Origin of the sequence: Enterobacter cloacae complex sp. S2 (assembly GCF_015159675.1) — a bacterium.
Classification (GTDB): Bacteria; Pseudomonadota; Gammaproteobacteria; order Enterobacterales; family Enterobacteriaceae; genus Enterobacter; species Enterobacter intestinihominis.
The window spans coordinates 20,605-27,482 of sequence record NZ_JADDTS010000040.1 but is presented as its reverse complement, the minus strand read 5'-3'; the positions used below and the strand labels follow the sequence as shown (position 1 = coordinate 27,482).

Annotated in this window: 6 protein-coding genes and 1 tRNA gene; all 7 read right to left on the bottom strand. The window is 54.7% G+C overall.

Going from position 1 to position 6,878, the window contains the following annotated elements; all coding sequences use genetic code 11:
• Nucleotides 1-23: 23 nt before the first annotated feature.
• Nucleotides 24-116: transfer RNA gene (locus tag IPZ49_RS18525), tRNA-Ser, on the bottom strand.
• A 342-nt stretch (nucleotides 117-458) separates the two neighbouring features.
• The gene (gene csrA, locus IPZ49_RS18520; protein ID WP_000906486.1) at nucleotides 459-644 is read right to left on the bottom strand and encodes a carbon storage regulator CsrA; all 186 of its coding nucleotides are present in this window, start codon (nucleotides 642-644) and stop codon (nucleotides 459-461) included.
• A 241-nt stretch (nucleotides 645-885) separates the two neighbouring features.
• Nucleotides 886-3,513, bottom strand: coding sequence for an alanine--tRNA ligase (gene alaS / locus IPZ49_RS18515; protein WP_063146449.1), 2,628 nt, complete (start codon nucleotides 3,511-3,513; stop codon nucleotides 886-888).
• Between the two features lie 131 nt (nucleotides 3,514-3,644).
• Entirely contained in the window at nucleotides 3,645-4,145 is a 501-nt protein-coding gene (gene recX / locus IPZ49_RS18510; RefSeq protein WP_017382782.1) for a recombination regulator RecX, read from the bottom strand.
• Nucleotides 4,146-4,213: 68 nt separating this feature from the next.
• Nucleotides 4,214-5,272: a recombinase RecA gene (gene recA, locus IPZ49_RS18505; protein ID WP_022649140.1), complete on the bottom strand. Its 1,059-nt coding sequence runs from the start codon at nucleotides 5,270-5,272 to the stop codon at nucleotides 4,214-4,216.
• An 89-nt stretch (nucleotides 5,273-5,361) separates the two neighbouring features.
• Nucleotides 5,362-5,859, bottom strand: coding sequence for a nicotinamide-nucleotide amidase (gene pncC, locus IPZ49_RS18500; protein WP_063146450.1), 498 nt, complete (start codon nucleotides 5,857-5,859; stop codon nucleotides 5,362-5,364).
• Nucleotides 5,860-5,989: 130 nt separating this feature from the next.
• Nucleotides 5,990-6,868, bottom strand: coding sequence for a metal ABC transporter substrate-binding protein (locus IPZ49_RS18495; RefSeq protein ID WP_045621630.1), 879 nt, complete (start codon nucleotides 6,866-6,868; stop codon nucleotides 5,990-5,992).
• Between the last annotated feature and the right edge of the window lie 10 nt (nucleotides 6,869-6,878).

Below are 6,878 nucleotides of genomic sequence, written 5' to 3'. Positions count from 1 at the left end.
CCAGCTGAGCTACGGATGCAAAATGGCGGTGAGGCGGGGATTCGAACCCCGGATGCAGCTTTTGACCGCATACTCCCTTAGCAGGGGAGCGCCTTCAGCCTCTCGGCCACCTCACCACACAACGCCTCTTTCGAGTGCTTCGAGCAACTCGTTAAGAGCTTCTCGTCGCTGCGTGGCGCATATATTACTTTCTGGGACTTATAAGTCAAACAATTTTCCACATGCTTTTTTCGTTTGCACAATTCGCACGCAATTCGCATGTAAAAGCCGCAAAGAGAGTGTTTTATAAGCGGATTTTGCAGGCATCTTCACAGAATTGTGTTGAGAGAAGCGCGTCATTTGGATGAGATAAGATTATGAGAGTGGTCAAAAACGAAGCGTTTGAAATAGAACGGTAACTTTATGCAGGAAAAATAGCGGGAGGGTTGCGTCTCGCCCGACAGCGAGACGCGACAATATCAGTAACTGGACTGCTGGGATTTTTCAGCCTGGATACGCTGGTAGATCTCTTCACGGTGGACAGATACTTCTTTAGGAGCGTTAACACCAATACGTACCTGGTTACCCTTTACCCCTAAAACTGTCACGGTGACCTCATCCCCAATCATGAGGGTCTCACCAACTCGACGAGTCAGAATCAGCATTCTTTGCTCCTTGAAAGATTAAAAGAGTCGGGTCTCTTGTATCCCGGCATTATCCATCATATAACGCCAAAAAGTAAGCGATGACAAACACGTAAAGTGTAAGCAGTCACGGCATCACATTCTGTTAAACGTAAGTTTAGCCGATATACACAAACTCAACCTGACTTTATCGTTATCGATAGCGCAGTGAGCAAGACGCCATAACGTTACCGCTATGGCGTCTGCTTGTGCTTTGTAGTTATTACAGTTTCGCGCTTACCCAGCTTTCAACGCTGGCTAATGCCGCGGGAAGTGCCGCCGCATCCGTACCACCGGCTTGCGCCATGTCCGGACGACCGCCACCTTTGCCACCCACCAGCTGGGCGACCATGCCAATCAGTTCCCCTGCTTTGACACGATCCGTCACATCCTTAGAGACGCCCGCAATCAGAGAAACCTTACCCTCTGCGACCGTTGCCAGCACGATAACCGTCGAACCAAGCTGGTTCTTCAGATCGTCGACCATGGTACGCAGCATCTTAGGCTCAACGCCCGCCAGGTCGCTGACCAGCAGTTTGACGCCCTTAATGTCTACCGCTTTGCTGGAGAGGTTTGCGCTCTCCTGCGCCGCAGCCTGTTCTTTCAGCTGCTGGAGTTCTTTTTCCAACTGACGGGTACGATCCAGCGCGACACGCACTTTCTCGCCCAGGTTCTGGCTATCGCCTTTCAGCAGCTGCGCGATCTCGTGCAGCTGGTCGCTCTGCGCATGCAGGCTGGCAATTGCACCTTCCCCGGTCACCGCCTCAATACGACGCACGCCTGCCGCCGTACCCGACTCGGAAACGATGCGGAACAAGCCGATGTCACCGGTGCGGGATGCGTGAGTACCGCCACACAGTTCGGTAGAGAAGTCGCCCATGCTCAGCACGCGAACGCGGTCGTCATATTTCTCGCCAAACAGCGCCATCGCACCTTTCTTCTTCGCTGCCTCAAGATCCATGATGTGGGTTTCGATTGGCAGGTTGCGGCGGATCTGGGCATTCACCAGGTCTTCCACCGCACGAATTTCAGACGGCTTCATCGCTTCAAAATGCGAGAAGTCAAAACGCAGCACTTTGTCGTTAACCAGAGAACCTTTCTGTGCAACATGCGTACCTAGCACTTCGCGCAGGGCTGCGTGCATCAGGTGGGTTGCCGAGTGGTTCAGACGAATGCGCGCGCGGCGAGCTTCGTCAACGTTGGCCTGAACGCCCTCGCCCACTTTCAGAGAACCGGAAACCAGTTTGCCCTGGTGACCAATTGCCTGACCGTATTTCTGGGTATCGCTTACGCTGAAGCTGAAGCCATTGCCTTTCAGTTCGCCTTTATCGCCAACCTGGCCGCCGGATTCCGCATAGAACGGTGTTTTATCCAGGATAACAACCGCGTCCTGACCTGCGCTAATGCTGTCTACGGCTTTACCGTCAACAAACAGCGCGGTCACGTTGCTGGTCAGAGCCAGCTCTTCGTAGCCTTTAAATTCAGACGCGCTATCAACGCGGATCATCGCGTTGTAGTCCGCGCCAAAACCGCTGGATTCACGCGCACGACGACGCTGCTCTTCCATTGCGGCTTCAAAGCCTGCTTCGTCAACTTTGATGTTGCGCTCGCGGCAAACGTCCGCCGTCAGGTCAACCGGGAAGCCGTAGGTGTCGTACAGGCGGAAAGCGGTTTCGCCATCCAGCGTGTCGCCCTTGAGTTTCGCCAGCTCGTCGTCCAGCAGCGCCAGTCCGCGCTCCAGCGTACGGGCAAACTGCTCTTCTTCGGTTTTCAGAACCTGTTCAACCTGCGCCTGCTGGCGTTTCAGCTCGTCACCGGCAGAGCCCATCACGCCAATCAGTGGCCCAACGAGTTTATAGAAGAAGGTGTCCTTCGCGCCCAGCATGTTGCCATGACGGATCGCACGACGAATGATACGACGCAGCACATAGCCACGGTTTTCATTCGACGGGATAACGCCGTCAGCAATCAGGAACGCACAAGAACGAATATGGTCTGCGATAACGCGCAGTGATTTGTTGTTCAGATCGGTTGCGCCCGTCACTTCGGCAACGGCTTTGATCAGGGTGCTGAACAGGTCAATCTCATAGTTGGAGTTAACGTGTTGCAGAACGGCCGCGATACGCTCAAGACCCATACCGGTATCTACGGACGGTTTTGGCAGCGGCTCCATGGTGCCGTCGGCCTGACGGTTGAACTGCATGAAGACAATGTTCCAGATCTCAATGTAGCGATCGCCATCTTCTTCCGCGCTTCCCGGAGGGCCGCCCCAGATGTGGTCACCATGATCGTAGAAGATCTCGGTGCACGGACCGCAAGGGCCGGTGTCACCCATCTGCCAGAAGTTATCAGACGCGTAAGGCGCGCCTTTGTTGTCACCGATACGGATGATACGTTCGCGAGGGATACCCACTTCTTTTTCCCAGATGTCGAACGCTTCGTCATCGGTCTCATACACGGTCACCCACAGACGCTCTTTCGGCAGATTAAACCAGTTTTCACCGGTCAGCAGTTCCCACGCATATTGAATGGCGTCGTGTTTGAAGTAGTCGCCGAAGCTGAAGTTACCCAGCATTTCGAAGAAAGTATGGTGGCGCGCGGTGTAACCGACGTTTTCCAGATCGTTGTGTTTACCGCCCGCACGCACGCAACGCTGTGAGGTTGTGGCGCGGGAATAATTACGCTTGTCGAGACCAAGGAACACATCCTTGAACTGGTTCATCCCGGCGTTGGTAAACAGCAGAGTCGGGTCATTGTTCGGTACCAGGGAGCTGCTGGCAACAACCTGGTGTCCCTTACTATGGAAAAAATCGAGAAACGCCTGACGGATCTCAGCGGTGCTCTTGCTCATAATTATCCTGAAATCAAGCTAACGAAATGTCGCAGCAGATCTGTATCTGTAAACAGTTGGACGGACCAGCTACTGGAAAAAGTGGGAATAAGATAAGTTTTCTTTAGTGGGAAGTAAAATCCCGCATGCGTTCAATCGGTAAAATTACGCCAGATATCCTGAATATCTTCCATCAGGAAGCCGCGGTAGAGCAAAAAGCGCTGGATTTTAACTTTTTCTGAAAATTCACGCGGCAGCGGCTCACCGTACTTTCGTACCGCCTGCTCACGCGCCAGTTCGCACCAGTCGATTTCACTTTCGCGCATGGCTTTTTCAATCGATTCACGGGCTACACCTTTCTGGTTCAGCTCCTGGCGGATACGCGCTGGCCCATAGCCTTTACGACCACGGCTGGCAAGAAAGCGAGCGGCAAAACGGCCGTCATCCAGATAGTGATGCTCGTAGCACCAGGCAACCACGCGGTCATAATCTTCCGCGGTGGCATCAATGTCTTCCGGACCGTTTTTGCTCATGACGGGCGCTGACAGTTTCCGCCGCAGCTCCTGTTCACTATGGTCACGCACGGCAAGAATACGCACGGCCCGATCCAGCAAGCGTGAGTAGGCTGGTCGGCGTGATGTCGGTTCACTCATAAAAAACCTGTCGATTCAGAAATGCAAAAAGGGCCGCATCAGCAGCCCTTCATTTTTATCCGAGAGGATTAAAAGTCTTCGTTGGTTTCTTCAGCATCCGCGCCGTCGACCACGAAATCAGGTTTAGAGTCCTGGTTGCTCAGCAGGAGTTCACGCACCTTCTTCTCAATCTCTTTCGCCGCCGCCGGGTTCTCTTTCAGCCAGGAGATAGCATTCGCTTTACCCTGACCAATCTTGTCACCGTTGTAGCTGTACCATGCGCCCGCTTTTTCAATCAGCTTCTCTTTCACGCCCAGGTCAACCAGCTCGCCGAGGAAGTTGATACCTTCGCCGTAGAGGATCTGGAACTCAGCCTGTTTGAACGGTGCTGCGATTTTGTTCTTCACAACCTTCACGCGGGTTTCGCTACCGACGACGTTATCCCCCTCTTTCACCGCGCCGATACGGCGGATATCCAGACGGACAGAAGCGTAGAATTTCAGAGCGTTACCGCCGGTGGTGGTTTCCGGGTTACCGAACATTACACCAATTTTCATACGGATCTGGTTGATGAAGATCAGCAGCGTATTGGACTGCTTCAGGTTACCCGCCAGCTTACGCATCGCCTGGCTCATCATACGTGCCGCGAGGCCCATGTGAGAGTCACCGATTTCACCTTCAATTTCTGCTTTTGGCGTCAGCGCCGCAACGGAGTCGACGATGATCACGTCAACCGCACCTGAGCGCGCCAGCGCGTCACAAATTTCCAGGGCCTGCTCGCCGGTGTCCGGCTGGGAGCACAGCAGGTTGTCGATATCAACGCCCAGTTTACGGGCATAGACCGGGTCCAGCGCGTGCTCGGCATCGATAAACGCACAGGTTTTACCTTCGCGCTGTGCCGCCGCAACAACCTGCAACGTCAGGGTGGTTTTACCCGAGGATTCCGGACCGTAGATTTCTACGATACGGCCCATCGGCAAACCGCCAGCGCCCAGTGCGATATCAAGAGAAAGCGAACCAGTGGAGATAGTTTCCACATCCATGGAACGGTCTTCACCCAGGCGCATGATGGAGCCTTTACCGAATTGCTTTTCGATCTGGCCCAGTGCTGCCGCCAACGCTTTCTGTTTGTTTTCGTCGATAGCCATTATTACTCCTGTCATGCCGGGAGAAGCAACTGCGCTTCACCATGGACTTCTGTTCTGTTGAGGCAATTATACTGTATAGTCATACAGTATCAAGTATTTTGTAGAAATTGTTGCCAGAGCGTTTTTAACGCGTATTCCGTTGCCTGACGACGCACGCTTTCGCGATCGCCGCCGAAGCATTCCCGGCGGGTGATCCCTTCACCTTTTGAGGTGGCAAAGCCAAACCAGACGGTGCCGACAGGCTTCACGTCGCTGCCGCCGTCCGGCCCCGCGATACCGCTGATGGAGATAGCGTAATCTGCGCGCGCCTCTTTCAGCGCGCCAATCGCCATTTCGATCACCACCGGCTCGCTGACCGCGCCATGCTGCTCAAGCGTGGCTTCACGCACGCCAATCATCTGCGCTTTAGCCTCGTTACTGTAGGTCACAAAGCCGCGTTCAAACCAGGCGGAACTGCCAGCAATATCGGTAATTGCTTTCGCCACCCAGCCGCCGGTGCAGGATTCTGCGGTCGTAAGAGTCGCGCCGCGCTGTTTCAGCGCCAGCCCCACCACTTCGCTTAGCTGCATCAATTCATGGTCAGTCATTCTCGCTCCAGGCCTTAGAAAAACATGCAGCACAAGATAGCACTTTCTCATCAAATATGGGGATGCGCGTCGGGTTTTACGAGGGGGCTTCAGAAAAAAGCCGATGCGGGCGCACCGGCCAGAGAGACGCTTATTTCATGCTGTTAGCGAGGGTGTCTACATTGTGGCGAAACGCCTTGACGTAGGTGTCCGCCACGCCGCCCTTCGCGGACAGCGCTTCCGGGTAAAGTTCACCGCCCGGCTGGGCGCCCGTGGCGGTCGCAATCTGCTTCACCAGGCGCGGATCAAGCTGGTTTTCCATAAACCAGGTTTTCACACCGTCAGCTTTAATCTGATTGATGATCTCCGCTACCTGCGCCGCGCTGGCTTCACTCTCAGACGACAGCCCCTGAGGCGCCATAAACGTCACGCCGTAGGCGCGGCTGAAATAGCCGAAAGCGTCGTGGCTGGTCAGCACTTTGCGCTTCGCCTGTGGGATGTCGCTGAAACGCTTTTTAGCCCAACCGTCCAGCTGAGAGAGATGCGCAATATAGGGTTTACCGGTAGCTTCAAGCGCCGCCGTATCTTCAGGATCGGCCTTCACCAGCCCTGAGAGAATATTTTGCGCATACAGCGCGCCGTTCGCCGCGCTGTTCCACGCGTGCGGATCGGTCACGGTTTTACCGTCCTCTTCCAGCGTGTGCGTTTTCACGCCGTCCGAAGCAACCACCAGCTGGCCTTTGAATCCGGAGGCTTTCACCAGACGATCGAGCCAGCCTTCCAGCCCCAGCCCATTGACCACCACCACGTCGGCTTTACTCAGCGCCGCGCTGTCTTTGGGCGAGGGTTCGAAAGTATGGGGATCACCGTCCGGCCCCACCAGCGTCGTCACCTTCACACGATCGCCGCCAACCTGCTGCGTGATGTCTCCCAGGATGGAAAAGCTGGTCACCACATTAAGCGTTTTCGCCATTACGCCGTGCGTCATCATGCCGAGCGCGAGCGCCACGGCTAACCCTGTACGTTTCATCGTTTCCCCT